The 18,197-nt window shown below is 36.6% G+C and carries 13 protein-coding genes, 1 tRNA gene and 5 pseudogenes; all 19 read right to left on the bottom strand.

What is annotated here, in order from left to right:
• Positions 1-93: 93 nt before the first annotated feature.
• Positions 94-1,133: pseudogene (locus BLP58_RS04875) on the bottom strand (PTS sugar transporter subunit IIC).
• Positions 1,134-1,379: 246 nt separating this feature from the next.
• Positions 1,380-1,451: transfer RNA gene (locus BLP58_RS04870), tRNA-Gln, on the bottom strand.
• A gap of 123 nt (positions 1,452-1,574) precedes the next feature.
• Positions 1,575-1,712, bottom strand: a pseudogene (locus BLP58_RS04865) (sugar ABC transporter ATP-binding protein); the annotation flags it as partial.
• Between the two features lie 14 nt (positions 1,713-1,726).
• Positions 1,727-3,019: a glycoside hydrolase family 32 protein gene (locus BLP58_RS04860; RefSeq protein ID WP_013854625.1), complete on the bottom strand. Its 1,293-nt coding sequence runs from the start codon at positions 3,017-3,019 to the stop codon at positions 1,727-1,729.
• Positions 3,019-3,864, bottom strand: a pseudogene (locus tag BLP58_RS04855) (carbohydrate ABC transporter permease). The gene BLP58_RS04860 and the pseudogene BLP58_RS04855 overlap by 1 nt, the downstream one beginning before the upstream one ends.
• Before the next feature lie 4 nt (positions 3,865-3,868).
• Positions 3,869-4,753, bottom strand: coding sequence for a carbohydrate ABC transporter permease (locus BLP58_RS04850; protein WP_013854626.1), 885 nt, complete (start codon positions 4,751-4,753; stop codon positions 3,869-3,871).
• 20 nt (positions 4,754-4,773) lie between these two features.
• A pseudogene (locus tag BLP58_RS04845) lies at positions 4,774-6,063 on the bottom strand (ABC transporter substrate-binding protein).
• Positions 6,064-6,261: 198 nt separating this feature from the next.
• Positions 6,262-7,233, bottom strand: coding sequence for a LacI family DNA-binding transcriptional regulator (locus tag BLP58_RS04840; protein WP_013854627.1), 972 nt, complete (start codon positions 7,231-7,233; stop codon positions 6,262-6,264).
• Positions 7,234-7,534: 301 nt separating this feature from the next.
• Complete coding sequence (locus BLP58_RS04835) at positions 7,535-8,230, bottom strand: glycerophosphodiester phosphodiesterase family protein (protein WP_013854628.1); 696 nt, start codon at positions 8,228-8,230, stop codon at positions 7,535-7,537.
• A 51-nt stretch (positions 8,231-8,281) separates the two neighbouring features.
• Entirely contained in the window at positions 8,282-8,941 is a 660-nt protein-coding gene (locus tag BLP58_RS04830; protein ID WP_013854629.1) for a putative quinol monooxygenase, read from the bottom strand.
• A gap of 66 nt (positions 8,942-9,007) precedes the next feature.
• Positions 9,008-9,595, bottom strand: coding sequence for a histidine phosphatase family protein (locus BLP58_RS04825; protein WP_025084122.1), 588 nt, complete (start codon positions 9,593-9,595; stop codon positions 9,008-9,010).
• Complete coding sequence (locus BLP58_RS04820) at positions 9,596-10,174, bottom strand: histidine phosphatase family protein (RefSeq protein WP_013854631.1); 579 nt, start codon at positions 10,172-10,174, stop codon at positions 9,596-9,598.
• A gap of 69 nt (positions 10,175-10,243) precedes the next feature.
• The gene (locus tag BLP58_RS04815; RefSeq protein ID WP_013854632.1) at positions 10,244-11,302 is read right to left on the bottom strand and encodes an SEC10/PgrA surface exclusion domain-containing protein; all 1,059 of its coding nucleotides are present in this window, start codon (positions 11,300-11,302) and stop codon (positions 10,244-10,246) included.
• 138 nt (positions 11,303-11,440) lie between these two features.
• Entirely contained in the window at positions 11,441-12,145 is a 705-nt protein-coding gene (apf, locus tag BLP58_RS04810) for an aggregation-promoting factor (protein ID WP_013854633.1), read from the bottom strand.
• A gap of 338 nt (positions 12,146-12,483) precedes the next feature.
• Positions 12,484-13,383, bottom strand: coding sequence for a DUF7916 family protein (locus BLP58_RS04805; RefSeq protein WP_025084121.1), 900 nt, complete (start codon positions 13,381-13,383; stop codon positions 12,484-12,486).
• Positions 13,384-14,721: pseudogene (locus tag BLP58_RS12315) on the bottom strand (PTS sugar transporter subunit IIC).
• A gap of 387 nt (positions 14,722-15,108) precedes the next feature.
• Positions 15,109-16,506 carry an ATP-binding protein gene (locus tag BLP58_RS04795; RefSeq protein ID WP_013854636.1) on the bottom strand — a complete coding sequence of 466 codons (1,398 nt, stop codon included), beginning with the start codon at positions 16,504-16,506 and terminating at the stop codon, positions 15,109-15,111.
• A 124-nt stretch (positions 16,507-16,630) separates the two neighbouring features.
• A complete protein-coding gene (locus BLP58_RS04790) occupies positions 16,631-17,506 on the bottom strand; it encodes a metallophosphoesterase family protein (RefSeq protein WP_013854637.1) in 876 nt (291 codons plus the stop codon).
• Between the two features lie 38 nt (positions 17,507-17,544).
• Positions 17,545-17,928: a hypothetical protein gene (locus tag BLP58_RS04785; protein WP_013854638.1), complete on the bottom strand. Its 384-nt coding sequence runs from the start codon at positions 17,926-17,928 to the stop codon at positions 17,545-17,547.
• Positions 17,929-18,197: the final 269 nt, after the last annotated feature.

Genomic DNA, 18,197 nt, shown 5'->3' with positions numbered 1-18,197 from the left:
TTACCGTACTGTTACAAAATAAAATCAAAGCTTTACAATTTTGTGAACTTTTCCACAAAGTGTTGACTTTCACCCAAAATCAGTCTACACATTTTACTTATCTTCAATAACAAGATCCTCTTCACGAACAAATTGTAACTTTTGAATGAAGATATATCTCATGGCAAATCCTAACAAAATTGGCATCCCCGCAAATAACAACATAATGAATCCAATTGCAAGCGGTCCACCAGCCATCTCTTGATATGCTGCCATCGGACCAATCAATCCTGCAGAACCAAATCCTGCGGAATTAGCTGTACCGCTGATTTCAAAGATTGCACCAACTAATCCAGCAATACCCGCAGATGTAATCACCGGCAAGAACAAGCGCGGATTTTTCAACATATTAGCCATCTGAATCTTAGGAGTTCCAATGAAGTGAGCAATTGTCGTACCAAAGCCGTTCACCTTGCTGCTCATAATAGCCAAAGTGAATGCACATGCAGTAATACCCAAGTTGGCACTACCAGAAGCGATGCCTTCAACACCAATTGCCATGGCAATTCCTACTGAAGAATTGGTGACACAATCAATGCTGCAAAGGCAATTCCCATGAGCATGCCCATCACGAGCGGTTGGAAGTTAGTCAAAGTGCCGATTGTTTGTCCTACAGCTCCAGTTACCATCTTTGTGTAAGGAAGCATGAATTGGCCCACGCCACCAGCAACTACTGCCACGATCAATGGCAACAAAAGCACAGTATAACTGCCCAATTTTGGTGTCAAAAACTTCACCAAGAATGCCGCAAAGAAAATAGTCAATGCAATATTAATTACATCTCCAGAACCCGACAAGATAATCTGACCATTTTTCACCTGAAATGCGCCACTTGCAATCATCGCAGCCGCTGTAATTGAACCTGACTGAATCAAGTTGAACTTAAGCAAATATGACACGCACAATCCCGCAAATACAGCTAGCAAGCTGCCCATCAACGATGTCATTGTCAAAATATTCTGTGCACCAGACCAAGAGTGTGCGATATTCTTCATCAATTCATTAACTAACGCACCAGGCACCAAGGCGATCACTACGCCAGTACTTACACCATTCAATATGTTCAAAAGGTTTTCTTTGAAATCTTTTCGCATATAACTTCCCTCAATTCATTTTAATGAAAAAAGCCCCAGGGACTTACGTCTCTGGAGCTTCACTTGTACTTGAAAAACTAGTCGAGAACGCAGACTCTCTCTGCAATAATATTAAATTCTCATCCTAATTTTTCCCCTGATAAATATTATACTGTACTTTTTATTTTTAATATAGTTAAGATTATTTTAAGGTTAGTTTTTATTTAGGCACAAAAAAAGATCAGGCTTACTACCTGATCTTACTTATTGGGTTAGCTGGATTCGAACCAGCGCATGATGGTACCAAAAACCATTGCCTTACCACTTGGCTATAACCCAATCTTCAAACCTTTTTACTTGATTGGTTCTATTTGAATGACCTCTCAATCACTCAACAGATATTAGTATAGGAGAATCAGGCAAAAAGGTCAAGGGAAAATTTAAATTTTTTCAGTTCTGAATTGTCAATTTACCACAACCTGAAGGACCGACAAAAACGATAAATTCCTTATCCTTGATGTGCAAATCAAAGTCATTTACAGAATACTTGTCATTGCCATCATATTTTTTATAAATATGGTTTAAATCTACTTCTGTCATTTTTCATTTCCTTGCTAATTTATCTCTTTAAGCATTGCTTGTTTTATTCCAGCAACAAAAGTAACAATACTTAAAGTCTTACTTTGACCAAAGAGTTCCAAGCTCGAATTATCAATGACTATTGTCAAATGATGATTATCTGGATTCCATGAAACAGTCTTAATAAATACAGGTGAATGAATTTCAATTACATATTGATCTTCTTTGATACGGTTAATATGAACTTCGCCGTTATCACCTTTCAATATCAGGCTATCATCAACAGGGATTTCTTCTGTCAACTTATAACTGCCCAAACCAATCTTTTCATTATCAGTCAATGATAAATCATTGATTGATCCAATTGTCTTTTGAATTAATTGGCCATCATTTGTTGTTAATCTTCTTGGAATGCCCATCATTCCATTCCAAAGGTGACCTGATTCTTCAAGATAGTTAACATGATCAGCACTTCTCAACCAAGGAATAATAATTCGATTGTCTTTTTCATCTACAAAGCTTTGAGAAGCATAGAAGTCATCGCTATCATCTAAACGATGTTGTTCTTCTAACTTAAACTTAAAGTTTTGCCAATCCATATGCCCCTTAGCAAGATAAACAACACTATTTCTGCCATCACCTAAAATCACACTAAAGGCTAAATAATCTTGACCATTAAGATTAAAGTAATCAGGGCATTCAGTCATAATGCCATATTCTTCACCTTGAAGCAGAACAGATTTAAATGACCAGTGAAGCAAATCATCTGATTCAAATAAAACTAAGCTACCATGCTTTTCCAGTGCAGCGGCAACTACACAATAGTACTTGTCGCCGTGCTTAAAGACCTTAGAATCACGGAAGTTGCTTTCGTCTGTTTCTTCAGGCAAATCTGCTACCGTCATTACTGGGTTATTTTCATATTTCTTAAAATCAACACCATCATCCGAAACAGCTACACATTGAGTTTCCGTGATTTGATCATTTTCATCCACATGTCCCGTGTAAAGGACATATAACTTACCGTCTTTTTCAATTGCGGAACCTGAAAATACGCCAGTCTTGTCATATTCGTGATCAGGCTTCATTGCAATTGGCATGTCTTCCCAATGAAGGCCATCTTTGCTACGAGCATGACCCCAATGCATGTTATCCCAATGAGGTGCATAAGGATTATATTGATAATATAGTTGATAGTAATTCTTATAATGAATCAATCCATTAGGATCATTGATCCAACCCACTGGAGCAGTGAAATGGAAAAGTGGTCGCAATTCATCATTATCAATTTTTCTTATTTTTTCATATAAGTAAGAATTTTCTTTCATTATTTATCACCATTACCTGCAGAACCCATTCCTTGAGTAAGGTACTTTTGGAAGAAGATATAAACTAAAACCAAAGGAACAGTAGAAATGGTCAAAATAGCCATAACTTGATTCATGTAAACTGGGTTCGTGCTGTTAATATTCGTAATAGCCACTTGTAGTGGGAATTGATCAGAATTGGTCAAAACCATTAATGGCCATACATAGTCGTTCCAACTACCTATGAATGATAACGTTCCAACTGTCGCAACTGTAGGAAGCGTCATTGGCAAAAGGATATTCCAGAAAATTCTTAGATTACTTGCCCCATCTAGTTAAGCAGCTTCTGTAATACTATCTGGAATTGCTGCGAAAGCATTTCTAAACATGTAAATATAGAATGGACTAGACATACCTGGCAAAATAACTGCCAAAGGCGTATTCAAAATACCAATAGTTTTAGCAATTTGGAATTGCTGAATCAAAAGCGTAGTACCTGGAATAACCAGTAAAGCAATCAATAAACCGAAAAGTAATTTACGTCCTGTAAAATTAAATTTAGCAAAACCATATCCAGCGAGCACATTTATTACAATTGAACCTACCGTTACACTTGTTGCATAAAATACACTGTTCAAAATATATCTCATTACTGGGAATCTATGGAAGATGCTTACATAAGCTTTACCCCAATCAGAGATATTGCCTAAAGGTAAGAACGCCTTAAAGTTACTAATGTTGGCATAAATTTGAGATTCAGGTTTCATTGAAGAAACGATCATCCAAACCAATGGGAACAAGAAGAATAAAGCTAAAATTGTAATTAACACCGTGGTCCAAATTATATGAAACCTTCTACGTGTCATAAATTTATGCATTCTCGTCACCTCCGGCGTTTGTGATCTTTCTTTGAATAATAGTAAAGATAATAATGATAATGCCGTAGATTACACTCATAGCACTTGCATAACCTAATTGACGGTCAGTAAAACCAGTACGATAAATGTAGTAGATTGGTGTCATTGTGGCGTTTTGTGGTCCACCTTGCGTCATGATCATTGGCTGAATCATCAAGTTGAATGCACTGATGAAAGTAGTCGTTAAAATCATGATTGAAGTTGGTTTAAGCATTGGCAATGTGATGTGTAAAAATCTTTGCCAACCATTAGCGCCATCCAGTTCAGCTGCTTCATAAAGTGAATCTGGAATATTTTGTAATCCTGCTAAGAAGATTAGCATCTGATAACCAGCACCTTGCCAAGCAGATACCCCAATGATGGCAAACATAGCTTGTTTAGGTGAAGTCAAAAATGGTTGGGGTTTAATATGGAAAATACCTAAAATACCATTTAACAAACCTTGATCTGGATTAAGAATGTACATCCAAAGAATAGAAACAACAGTTAATGAAACAACTTGTGGTGCAAAGAATGAAATCTTAAAAAATGTATTTCCAGGTCTCTTTTTATTAACAATTAAAGCTAATCCTAAAGCTGCACCAACCTGAATTGGCATAATAAAGATGACGAATTGTGCAATGTTTTTTAAACTTTGTAGAAATACGGGATCTTTAAAAGTATTAATGTAATTTGTAAAACCTACATATTGTTTAGCCCATGGTGTCAAAATGTTGTAGTTCGTAAAAGAATAGCTAAATGACATCAGGAACGGAATGATTAAAAACGTTAACAGAATCAGAATTGCTGGGAAAACGTACAGCCATCCGATCTGTCTCTTTATACCTTTAGCTTGCATAAAGATTCCCCTTTACTTCTCTATTTCTGAAGGTACTTTTGAATAACTTTAGCTTGTTCGTTCATTACCTTTTGAACATTAGGATTCTTCTTGTACAAAGTTACGTTTTGAACAGTATCAGCAAATGTTCTAGTTACTTGTGGATAGTTTACTAAGACTGGACGAGCGTGACCTGTAGTTTGGTTTTGCTTAATGAAGAATTTCATTTGAGCATTAACCTTAGGAATCATCATCTTTGATACACTCTTACGTGCTGGCAAAACAGTGTTAGCCATGTCACTGCGGTACATGCACTTCTTGCTCATTAAGAAGTTAATCAAAGCACCAGCTGCCTTCTTGTTCTTAGCTGCAGAAGACATTGCGTATTGCCATGAACCAGTTGGTGAAACTTCCTTATGAGTAGCTGGAGATACAGGATATGGCATTACACCCCATTGCAAATGCTTATATTGATTTTGCAAGGTTTGGACTTCCCAAGTACCAGTCATCATCATTGCGTACTTACCAGTTTCAAAGCCTTTATCCTTTGGTGAAATAGTAGTGTAACCATTCTTAACCATGTCTTGAATTAATTGGAATGCTGAAGTGGTTTGCTTTGAGTTAAAGTAACCAACTGCTTTAGTACCTGCGGGGTTAGTAATGCTACCGCCAGCTGACCAAACAAATGGTGCAAATGAGTAAAGAGCCATTTCTGAGTGATCGTTTAAGTTCATATTAATTGCTGGTTCATGGAAGTGATTCTTAAGTCTCTTACAAATACTTTCAAATTGAGTCCAAGTCCATGGATGCTTCAATGTAGCGACCTCTGAATCTTTAATGCCAGCTTCTCTAAACATCTTCTTATTGTAGTAGAAACCAATACTTGATTCTGAATAACCAGCTGCATATAACTTACCTTTATAAGTACCTTGCTTAATAATTGTTGGTAAAATATCACTCTTATTAGTAATGTACTTATCAATAGGTTGAATAATCTTTGAATGAGCATAAGCAGCAGTATTAGGACCATCCAAAGTCAAAACATCTGGTAAACTTCCGGAGTTCAAAGCGGCATTTACTTTATCTTCATAACCACCACCTGAACCGGAACGAGGAATAAATTAAACCTTGGCTTTATAACCATGTTTGTTTTCCTTGTTAAAGTCATTAATGTTTTTTTGAAGAGCCTTACCTTCAGGGTCAGTATTTGAAACGTGTACCCACATTGTCACGTTCTTAGTATTGCTGCTCCCTTGGTTATTGCTACATCCTGCTAAACCTAGTGCTGCAATAGCGGCAACTGTTGCAACTCCTAATTTCCACTTTTTCATAGTCTCTCTCCTTTGAAACGTTTCAATTCTATTCAAAAAAATAAAACGCTTCTTATCTCTAACACAACTCTAATTAATTGAAACGTTTCTATTTTGTCTTAAAAAAATAATTATTAGCACAAAACTATTTTCATTTCCTTTTGGAAGCGTTTCAATTTACACTTAAATAATAATACCGCTTTCATAACTTGTCAACAGTTATTTTGTGGTATTTCCATCAACATATTTTACCGGATACATTTTTGCTTCATTTTTCAAACTAGGATCAGCAATTTTACGCAAAACCAAATCAACTGCACCATTAGCTAGTTGTTCAACAGGTTGCGCAATTGTGGAAATTCCTAAAGGAAGATCAGAGGATAAATTCATGCCATCAAACCCTATCAATTGAATATCTTCTGGGACTTTATATCCATGTTGGGTAAGGATTTTTCTTAATTTCAATAATAGTGAATCTGTATGACAAAAAATCCCATCAATTTCCGGATGAGCTTTTAACATTTCTAAAATATAAGGTGTGAAATCATTAACAGGTTCCTGTAAAAAAATCTCTTTATAATCAATTCCCATATCCTCAAGATAATCTCTAAAACCATCTCTTCTTAACAGAGTCCCGTTAGGATATTTACTGTGACTACCAACATAGGCAAGGTTTCTGGCACCATGCTCTAACAATTTTTTAGCTGCTAGTTTTCCACCCTCATAATTATCTGAAGTAACGTAAGATACTTTTTTATCAAAATAACGATCTAAACTGATAAAAGGAATATTTGAATAAATATACTGTTCAATATCACTATAAGTAATCGCAATAATTGCATCAATTTTATTTTGCTTAAGCATCTTAATATATTTTGCTTCTTCTGCTGGAATACCATTAGAATTACATAATAATAGTTTATAGTCTTCTTTATCTAATCTTTTTTCTACGTAATAAGCAAATTCTGAGAAAAATGGATACCAAACTGAAGGCAAAATAAGAGCTATAGTTCTTGAGGAATTAGTTTTTAATCCTCGGGCATACTCATCCGGAATATAATTCAATTCCTTAATCGCTTGATTAACCTTAATTAAGGTACTTTCCTTAACTCCTGGAACACGATTAATCACACGAGAAACTGTACCAACTCCTACTCCTGCTCTTTGTGCAACATCTTTCATTGTTGCCATTTTTTATCACCTCTTCTGAGTCATCTTTTTCATTATACTTCTAGAATTAAGAATATTAAGCAAAAACATCTTTTAATAATCTATTATTCCATCTTCTTAACTAAAATAAGACCTGTGTATACGACGATTATTTTAGCAGGAAAATATTTTGGCTTTCATGCTATAATGACGCCGAACAAAAAAGCGTGTTGTGGAGACAACACGCCAGGGTATACCGACCATAATAAAGCGGAGAACCTAAATTATATTTTTGGTTTTTAAAATTATATCAAACATAAAATAGCAGGTCATTAACGTCCCGCTATTTTGTATTAACAAACATCTTTCTCTTCACTCTATTCATCAATTCAAAATTATTAGTAAAAATGCCCGCTACGCCCCGCTTAAAATATCGCTTAGCTAATTTAGGATTATCCACAGTCCAAATGCGCTGAGTAATTTTACTTGGCAAATACCAATGTGGATGAATCGCCGCAAAATGATTTTTTCTAACGAATCTTTGTGGAAAAAGAATCGGAATTTTGGTTAAAAAGCAATATTGCTGATGTGGATCAACACGCTGGCAATTTTTCAACGTCTGATAATTGAAAGACGAAAAGATAATAGGATGCGCGAAGTGATACTCTTTTGCCAGTGCCAAAACAATAGCTTCAATGCCCTTATCATGAACCTTATTAGTTTTGAATTCTAAGTTAATGTACAAGTCTTTATCTTGCAAAACTTCAAAAAGTTCTCTCAACATAGGCACAGGTTCGCCATTTTTTAAATGGAACTTTCTGATTTCACTCAACGTATAATCCTTGATATAGCCGCTGCCATCAGTAGTACGATCAATTTCTTCATCGTGCATTACCACAGGCACCTTGTCTTTAGTCAAATGCACATCAAATTCGACGCCTTCAGCCCCATGCGTTGCCGCATAGCGAAAGCCTTCTAATGAATTTTCAGCGAATTTCACCGGCAATCCCCGGTGAGCAAAAATAATTGTTTCTGTCATATTTTATCCCACAAAAAAATGCCGCCTCCCGGCAGCATCCCTTTTTCAAAATTAATCTAATACAATTGCACCTTGAGTTGCCAATGCATCGCGTACAAGAGTCTTAACGTCTCTTCTAATAACCATTCCGTCAGTTTCCTCAATGTATTCCTTATAGTGAGGAGTTTGAACATGGGAATCATATGCTTCATTGTTTGCATAAACTTCAACAAAGTACCATTCGTTAGGATCATCTTTGTTAGTACCCGACATCATAATTTCCATGCCTGGTTCAGATGCAATACTGGTAGTCATTTCCTTCTTAACTGAATGTGAGAACTTTTCAGCATCTTTCTCTTTAACTTCGACAGTTACCAGACGCATAACAAAATTATCTGCATAGCTGTTCAAAGCCTTTTGTGCATGAGTTGTGATTACTTCTGGCTTTAAGTTGACAATCTTCTTATCTGTGCTAATGCTATCCACAGTTTCTTCGAAATCTACTGCTGACATTGATGCAATATGCACATCTTCTGCTTCCTTATTGCGGAACAATTCAATCTTGTAATTATCTTCGCCCTTAGCATCATCATGAGCACTACCGATAACCAAAGTTCCTTCTTCGGCTGGAATAGAATCATGCATATATTTTTCAGCTTTGCGAATATATTCATCGCGATCATTTTCTGCAATATTTAATTTAGTAATTTTAAAAATTGGTGTTTCATCCATTTTTCTTGCCTCGTTTTTATATTATTTACATACTTAATTATAAGCTAACGCTGAAAAATGAACCCTTTATTTTTCAGTTAATTGTTCAATTTTCACTTTTTTTGCAGGCCAATAGCTTTTCACATATTCGACTTCATGACCATTGCTCTTCAGTTGAACGCATTCAGCATTACGAAAGCCATGGAATTTGCGATTACCCGCCTTTTCACGAATGTATTGTCCCATGCTATCGCCGTGACCGACTATTAAAATATTCTCGCCATCTTTAGCATCCCACAAAATCAAATTAATTCCGCGTTCCATCCGCTCAACTACTTCGCGATTATCTTCCATTGAACCTGATCTAAACTTCATTAGTGGCCACCAAAAGTTTTTCTTAGCCTCAAATGGCCCATAATTTTTCTCTTTTAAATCTTTCAAGCGCTCGTAATCCATTTCAGGACCAGCAATAATCTCTAACGTATCACTGGCACGCTCCTGCGTTGAACAATACGCCTTATCAAAGACTATTCGCTTTTTCTTAAAATAATCTCGCAAAGCCTCAGCCTGCTTAATACCTAACTTAGTTAAAGCAGAGTCACAGCTGCCTTGCATTCTTTGTTGAGCATTGAATAATGTCTGTCCATGTCGTACTAAATATAAATTTATCGCCATTTAAATTTGTTTCAAACCCTCCGCAGGCCATACATAAGTATCCAAATGAACATTTTTGCCATCAACTGACAACTTAACAATAGAAGCATTGGCAAAACCAGCAAAGTTAGGATCGGCAACATCTCTAACATATTTAGCTAAAATATCACCGTGACCAACAACTAATGCAGTTTCACCATCATTTACACCCTTCAAGATTTGCGTAATAGCGCGATGCATTCTACCCACAACATCTTCATCTTTTTCCATAGTTGGATCAACATTGGGATTATTGTAGTTCCAAGGAAGCAAAAATTCATCTCGACCTTCAAAAATGCCGTAACATTTTTCACGCAAGTCCTTTAGTCGCTTATATGGCATCTTATGATCTGTAATAATTTCTAAAGTGTCACAGGCACGTTCTTGGGTTGATGAAAAAGCCTTGTCAAAATGAACATCATGCTTTTGGAAATAGTCACGTGCCATCTCTACTTGACGAATTCCCATCTCATTTAATGGAGAATCACATCTTCCTTGCACCTTGTGATAATAATTAAAATATGTTTGTCCGTGCCGCACTAAATATAAAGTTTTTGTCATATCTCTCTCCGTAGTATTTTTTATCTATCATATCAAAAAAGCACGCCTATTACGTGCTTAATTTAATTTTTACGGCCTAAAATTTGTGTTATACTTCTCGCTTTCCACAATGAAATTCGGGACACTAATAAAGTGCATTGAGTAAATCTTGCCCGTCTTAGAAATACTAAAGCCATAATAATTATGATCGCCATCATGGCTTGATCCTTGAGTATTAAACAAATCGCCAGCATGTTCCCATTCACGGTACAAAGACTTGTTTTTACGCTCATCTTCACCAGATCCAGCGAAGCCAAAAATCATTTGTTTCAAGCCAAAGTAGACATTGCGCTTCATTTCACCCATTGGCATAGTGGTTTTATTAATAGTAAAACCAGCCATATCTTCAACATAATTATCATCTAATTCAAGGCCATGCTTTTGACAAGCTTTGACAATACCTTCTACATAATGTCCTTGATCTTTAATGCTACGTCCATGTTCTTCATATTCTTTGGCAATATCATCTGCCAATTCTTGCGTACCAGTACTATAAATCCAAGGTTCAAGTCCTAATTGTTCACGAGCACTATTAATTACTCTTAATGAAAAATCGGCTAATTCATGTTGTTCACTCGCAGAAAGCTTATCCGGATTAATTAGCTTTTTATCGCTTGCACTTTCACCAGTTGCAACCCGTGAGAAATTATTTTCTTCCATGCCTTTCATTGAAGCTGCAATAAATTCTTCACTTGGATGGCCCTTATATGCTTCTAAAAGTGCAGAACGCGTATAGCCACTTGGCAATTTAATGACAGCTTGACTATATCTATCCACTGTCTTCTTCACCAATTTAGCATTTTTAGCTAAAATCCAATGTGAATTATTACCAATTTTATAAGCCAAATGCTTTTTCTTGCCAATTTTTAGATATTTCTTAGCAGAATAGGAATATGTTCTGCTTGTATAAGCGTAATACTTAGATTTTTTACCGCGATTTGTATAAAGACGTACTTTTTTATTTCCTTTTACTCGCAGTTTACCTTTGCTGGCCGCTTGTACTACTTGAGGATGAGTTTGCGTAAGCATGCTAACAGGTCCCATTAAACAGACACTAGTGAGCAATGTCACCATCATTTTCTTTCTCATAATTGTCCTCACTTTCTAGCACTGTCATAGCTATAGTTTAATTATATCGTACTATTTTGAATTACAAAAAAGACACCTCTCCGAATTTGGAAAAAGTGCCCTTTCTTATTATTCAATTGTTATTTAGTTTTTAACTGATTAATACCAGCCGTTTGCTTGCCAGAATGACTTAGCAGCAGTCCATGAACCGTAACGGCTTTGTACGTATTGGTCAGCAACTCTTTCTTGGTTGGCAGCTGAGTAGTCACCGTTCAAGTATGATGCTGAAAGTTGGTACTTACCTACGTATTGACCATTTGAAGCACTGTATGAGCCACCTGATTCTTGACCAGCAATCCATGCCTTGGCACTAGCTTCTGAACCAGTTGCGTTTGAAGTGTATGAAGTACTCTTAGCAGCTGAAGCATAGTTAGTAGTTTGAGTTTGAGCCTTTGGTGCTACTGCAGCTGAAGCTTGTGAATGAGCTTGAGTGTTAGTAGTAGTCTTAGGAGCTGCTTGAGTGGTTGCATTTGTTGCAGCATGGTGACCGCTGGTTACGTACTTAGCACGAACCCATTGATTCTTGCCTAAGTCGTACCACTTGTGACCCTTTGAATCGTAAGCTGTCTTAATAACTTTCCATGAAGTGTTACTTGCTAAAGTTTGACCAGTTGCTACTGGGTTTTCGTAATTGTTGTAAACAGTAATTGAGTTATCTGAAACGTAGTTTACAGTTACTACGCTTGCATCGTTTTGAACTGTAGCAGCGTCTGCTGTTTGAGCAGTAGCTTCAGCTGCTACTAAACCTGTAACTGACAAAGCAGCTACTGCAATTGACTTAACTAAGATAGATTTGATTTTCAAAAAAATTATCTCCTTAAAGTTTAGAAATGTTATTTGGGTAACGAATTTTCACTTATTCGTCTGTCTTGATTCAATTGACAGCTTATATATTACAAGGCTTTCGTTTCAGAATCATAACAGGAATATCACTCCCTGGTTAAGAAAGCATTACTGAATATGTCATTTTTGTAACATTTGTAACATTTATGTAAATTATTTTAGATAATACAAAGCGTTGATAGATCAATGGTTTGCGCCATTTATTTATGATATTTGGTATGTACAAAAGCACGTTCGTATTTAACATCATGACATAAAAATGCAAAAAAATAGGAAGGTCGAAACCTTCCCATTACTGTTTAACGATTAATTGAACGCGCCATTCTCGCAATTGTATGTCTTAATCCGCGAATGGCATTACTTAATTCAAAGATTGTCTCGGTTGGCGGCACTACGCCCCAGCCAGCATCCCCAATATGTTGGATGTCTACACCACAGATCTTGTTTTTCAGTGCAATCTCACGAATAACGTCTCTGCCTGCACCTTCTTGCCTGGTACCAATCGTACTCATTACCAAGCCATTGTGCGCATGAACTAACTTAACAATTTTGATTAATTCATCGCTAATAAAACCTGGAACGGTCCCAACAGCTGGGGTCAAAATTACATCTGCACCAGCGTCAATCATGGCCTTAACTGATTCTTCATCAGCCACCGGTTCATCGACGCCAGCGCCATGCATCTTGCCAGCAATAATCATGCCAGAGAAGTTGGCCTTAGCTGTCTTCACGGCCTCGACAATCATCCTATTAGTCACGCCACTACCTGGATTGCCGGTAAAGCAGACAAAACTAAAACCTAATTCTTCCGCTTTTTTCATCGACTTAGCCGTCGCAATTCTGCCTTCAGGGAGTTTAAACTTAGTCGACTCCATCTTAGCATCGGAATCAACTGGCTCTAAATTGACGCCAATTGGTCGTCCAGTTAATTCTTGCAGTCGCTTAACTGTATCATCAGGATCGTTAACGTCCAAACCACATACTTGCGGATCGAAGACGTTAAATAAATTTAATAGTAGTAAATCAGCACCAAAAGCTGCTGCAATTTCAGACATTGTCAGTCCATCTGGTGCAGGCTGCACTACCACGTTTTCGCTTAAAACCGTCCGGCCTTCGCTAGCTTTGATACTTTGAGCTAATTCTTTCCCGTTCATTTTTAATAGTTCACTAGAACTAGCACTTAATAATCTTTTGACCATTTACTTTACCTTCTCTTCTTGGATCTTTTGTCTCTTATTCAATGCGGACATAAATGGTAAGTAAATTAATACGTCTAAAATAATATTGACTAATTGCAAGATTGACCCGGCAATGCTACCAGTAGCTAAAAAGCCTGAAATAATTGGCGGCATTGTCCAAGCAATAACTGTACCATTACACAATGGTACAATACCAGTCTTCATCGCAATGTAAGTAACAATGGCGTTAACCATTGGTGCCAAAATGAATGGAATAATCAAGCTAACGTTTAAAACAACCGGCAAACCAAACATAGTTGGTTCGTTAATGTTGAATAAACCTGGCACAATCGTAATTGGTGCTAAAACTTCATTTTGCTTACTTGCACGCTTGCGCCATACTAAATAACCGATACATAATACCAAACCGATAGTGGCACCACCACCACCCATGTAAACGAAGTTGTCGATGAATGGTTGCGTAATAATGTGGCCGCCGTGTTCTAAGTCTAGATTGCCTGCTTGGCTTAAGACACGGTTAGCAACAGTCTGCATTAACCAAATTGGTGACATCGCAGTGTTAACCACGTTACCACCGTGGATACCAACGAACCAGAATAAACTTACCAATATAATTGAAACTAAAGTCCCAATTAAAGTATTACCTAAAGCACCTAATGGCTTAGCCAAAATATGCATAATTACGTCGTGGATATTGCCCCAGCCAGTCCAAGCAAAGAGCTAGTATACTAAACCAGCAATAGCAAGAATAACTGCACCTGGAATTAAAGCTGAGAAACTCTTGGAAACTGCAGGCGGAACTGCGGCTGGCATCTTAATTTGAATATTATGGTTAATGAACCATTGGAAGATCCAAGCTGACAAAAGGCCAAAGATAATGGCTACGAATAAACCTCTACTACCTAAGTAAGTGTAAGGGAAACCTTCTACGGGCACTTTGTCGCCACTCATAATACTTGGAGTTAAAATAAAGAATACTGATGCAGAAATAATCCCTGCAGAAACGCCATCTGTTTTGTGTTGGTTAGCATAACTCCAAGCGATTCCAAAAGCTGCAATTAAACCCATGATTCCGAATGAACCATTGGTAATTTTAGCCAAGATTTGTGCAATGCTGGTACCATTAACAGCAGTCTTAGCGAGCCAGTCGGACCAGCCATAAACCGGGAATGAGTTGATGATCATGAATAATGATCCAACGATAATTAATGGCATCGCCATTGCAATACCATCACGCACAGCAATTAATGGTTTAAAACCACCTATCTTGGCAGCGACAGGCATAACATGCTTGTTGACCCAAGCATTCAAGCCCCCACTTGATTTTTTACTAGTCATAGTATTTCCCTCTTCAATCTACAAAAAATTAAGCCCTTTCATTTTGGTATATACCTTTATGACAATATAGCACCATGAAAGCGATTTAATAACTAGCATTTTTTCAAAATTTAATGAAAAATATTTCCCTAATAAATCAAAATAGTTTAACCTTTGCAGCTCCCCACTGAAGTGCTATAGTTAAACTGTATTTTTAAATAAAAGCGAGGAATAAAACTATGAGTAAATATGTTATTAAGTTGAGTGAAGAAGATTTACAAATGATTAAGGACTGCCATTCAAAGAACCCTTCAATCATGAAGGCCATGAACGAAGCTAAGAAAGTGGAAGACTAATTAAATTTTTGGATCTCTAAATCAAAAGGCATCCCGCGTGGGGATGTCTTTTTTACATTTGCTCAAAAGTAATCAGATGACAATTTACTTCCTGGGCCAGCTGTTTACATGAATCTGTAAAACTTACTTTAGAAAATAAGTAATAATATTTTTTAGGATAATTAAAGAGGTTGCTCCTACTAATCAATGTTTCTAAAATTGAACGACTAATTGGTTCATTCTTCCATTTACACTCGCCAAAAAAACCGGCGGAATCATCCATTGAAATTCCCACAACGTCCATTTCAACTTTCTGTTTTATTCTCTGATCCGTGCCCCACCAATAGCCTAAACGCCGAAAGTATTCAGGAACAATTTCCTTATCCATCATATGGTCCCAAAGATATTCTTGACTAAGTTCTTCAAAAGACGGACCTAAAAAGACCGATAGCTGCTGTTTAATTTGTTCAATTACCGGTTCAGAATAGCCCATCTCAATTAAACTAATATTTTTACTAATGAAAGTATACCAAAAACGGAACATCCCATCTTTAATGTAATAAAGTGTCTTTTTAGAATTAGGTTTGTCCTGCTCCGTTACCGGGATTTTTTTAGCAATAATTCCTAAAGAAATTAAATTTTGTAAATATGTCGAAATGGCACCAGAAGCTAAATGGGCTTTAGTTGCAATTTTACTTAATTTAGAAGCTCCAGCTGCAATAGCATTAATTATTGAATTATACGTAGCGGGATCGCGCAACTCTTGCTTTAATAAATTATTAGGCTCTTCAAACAGAATAGAATCAGTATTTAAGAAAGTATTCTTAACATTAGTCATCACATCAACTTGATCAGAAACTAAGCTTAAATATTTAGGAATGCCGCCCATAATTGAATTGATCTCAAAAGCATCCATTTTACTGTAATTAGGTAAAAGCTCTTGTGTTTCCTTTAAGGTAAAGGGATGCAACTTATATTGCACAGTTCTTCTACCATAAAGAGGACTTTTATAGCCTAAAACTTGATATTCCATAAATGACATTGATGAACCACACAAAATCAAAAACATATTAGTCTCAGAATATACATGATCAATATAAGATTGAAGCATCGAACTAACTGCTGGATATACTTGTGCCAAATAAGGATATTCATCAATGACTAAAACTACCCGTTCTTTTTTAGCTACCTCGCCAATTTCCTGAAAAGCTTGCTCAAATGAAGCAAAGGATGAATCATCGTTGATTTGTGGATTGATAAAATGTCGAATTGCTTTAGAAAAACGTTGCAAATTATCATTAGCATTTTCCTCAATTGCCGTAAAATAAATCACTTTTTTATCTTGGACAAATTTATTAATCAATGCTGTTTTTCCAATTCGACGTCTACCGTAAATAACTGCAAATTGAAACTTATTCGTTTGATAATGCTCTGTTAAACTTGTTAATTCTTTTTCTCTGCCCACAAACATCCAATCACCTCAAATTTACAAGATTATCATTTACAATATTATAATATTGTAGTTTATGATTTACAAGATTACGATATTGTAAATTAGCAACAAAAAATAATGCTCCTCCCCAGAAGCATTTTCCTTATTTATTCTTAAATTCCGTGCCTTGTGGATTATCCCAATTATAAACCCGGACAATCTTTCCTTCACTATCTAATACCACTACATTGCCATCATTATGGGGATAAATCAGTGGATTCGAGTGTGAACCACCATCAGTAAAGATTCTCGCTGGTTCACCTGGATACTGCAGTGACCGCACGACACAATGATCAACAGACAAATTGTTGAGTATCCGGCCATCATCAAATTTACCCTCTAATCCAGCGGTTAGCGTATGTCCCGTCACAATTGTCTTGCCTGTTAAATTATGGGCGATTATTTCATGTTCTCGATTAGAGTACCAATACCGTTCGCGTGCCCAAATACGGAAGAAATCATAATCATACTTTAAGCCATAAGTTGTCTCAGTATAAGTTGCCGGATCATTATATTTTTTATCAGGTCGCACCCCAGCATGAACAAAAATCAAATGTGGCGTTTCATACATAATCGGACAGCCGTTTAAGAAGCGATAATACTTGCTATCATGCAAGTCAGTGGCAGAAGCTGTTGGTCCTAATAAATTGGCTAATGTTTTATTGCCACCGTTATAAAACCAAATCCCATCTTGGTGTTCATTTTGATCGGCATAATTAAGCAGCATCTGCTCATGATTGCCGCGTAAAATGATCGCCCCTTCAGCTTTTTGTTCAATTAGATAGTCCAAAACTTCCTTAACGTGACTACGACCATCAACGTAATCGCCACCTGCCACCAATTTAGCTTTAGGGTAATCTTTTTGAGCCTGCTCAATTAAAGTCAATGTCTCCAAATTACCATGAATATCTGAAATAAAGATATAACCATTTTGTTCACGGTCACTGATTAACGTATTATTGATAATTCTCTGGGTCAATTTTATGCCCCTTTCTCTTGACTGGAAAAGAAAATACTCTATTGCATGCGCGCTTCATTCCAAGCCTCCTGCAAAAATGAGATGAAATGTTCTAACTCTTCTTTGTCAAACACAATTAGTAGCCCATTGCGAACAACGTCTAATTTTTCTTCGTTTTGTTTGCTAATTTCCAAACTAGAAACAAATAATTGCTCCTCATCTGGGGCCTTCATCATTACATATTTGGCTTCGTATTGAGCAGCAACATATTTCAAGGTCACCCGATCAAGTAATTGCTGTGAAAAATCAAATGCTTGCACATGCTCTACCTGTTCCTCCTGGGTAATCCAGCCTTGATACTTGTCTGGTGTGATTTCATCCGGCATTTGCACTACTATGAACTGGTTTTGCTCATGATTAATAAATAATTGGCAAAGTGGCATAATTATTCCTTTCTTACCTAACGTTTTTTCTCTTACCTATATTATAAGCTTCTTTGAAACTGCTAGATGACAAATTGATTACAATGTAAGTGTCAATATTTTTGCGGTAGGCTATTAACCATTAGTCTGACCTTAATTTCTTAAATATTTATTTGATTTATTTTTCTGCTAAAATCGTTTAAATAGCTATGTCCTGCTGTTAAGCTTTCAATGGCGCCGTGATGAATGCCCAGATGAGCTTCATGCGTCTTTCTTAGGCTGGCACGAAC

The organism is Lactobacillus kefiranofaciens, assembly GCF_900103655.1.
In the GTDB taxonomy this organism is placed as follows: domain Bacteria; phylum Bacillota; class Bacilli; order Lactobacillales; family Lactobacillaceae; genus Lactobacillus; species Lactobacillus kefiranofaciens.
This window is presented reverse-complemented; position numbering and strand designations above follow the sequence as displayed.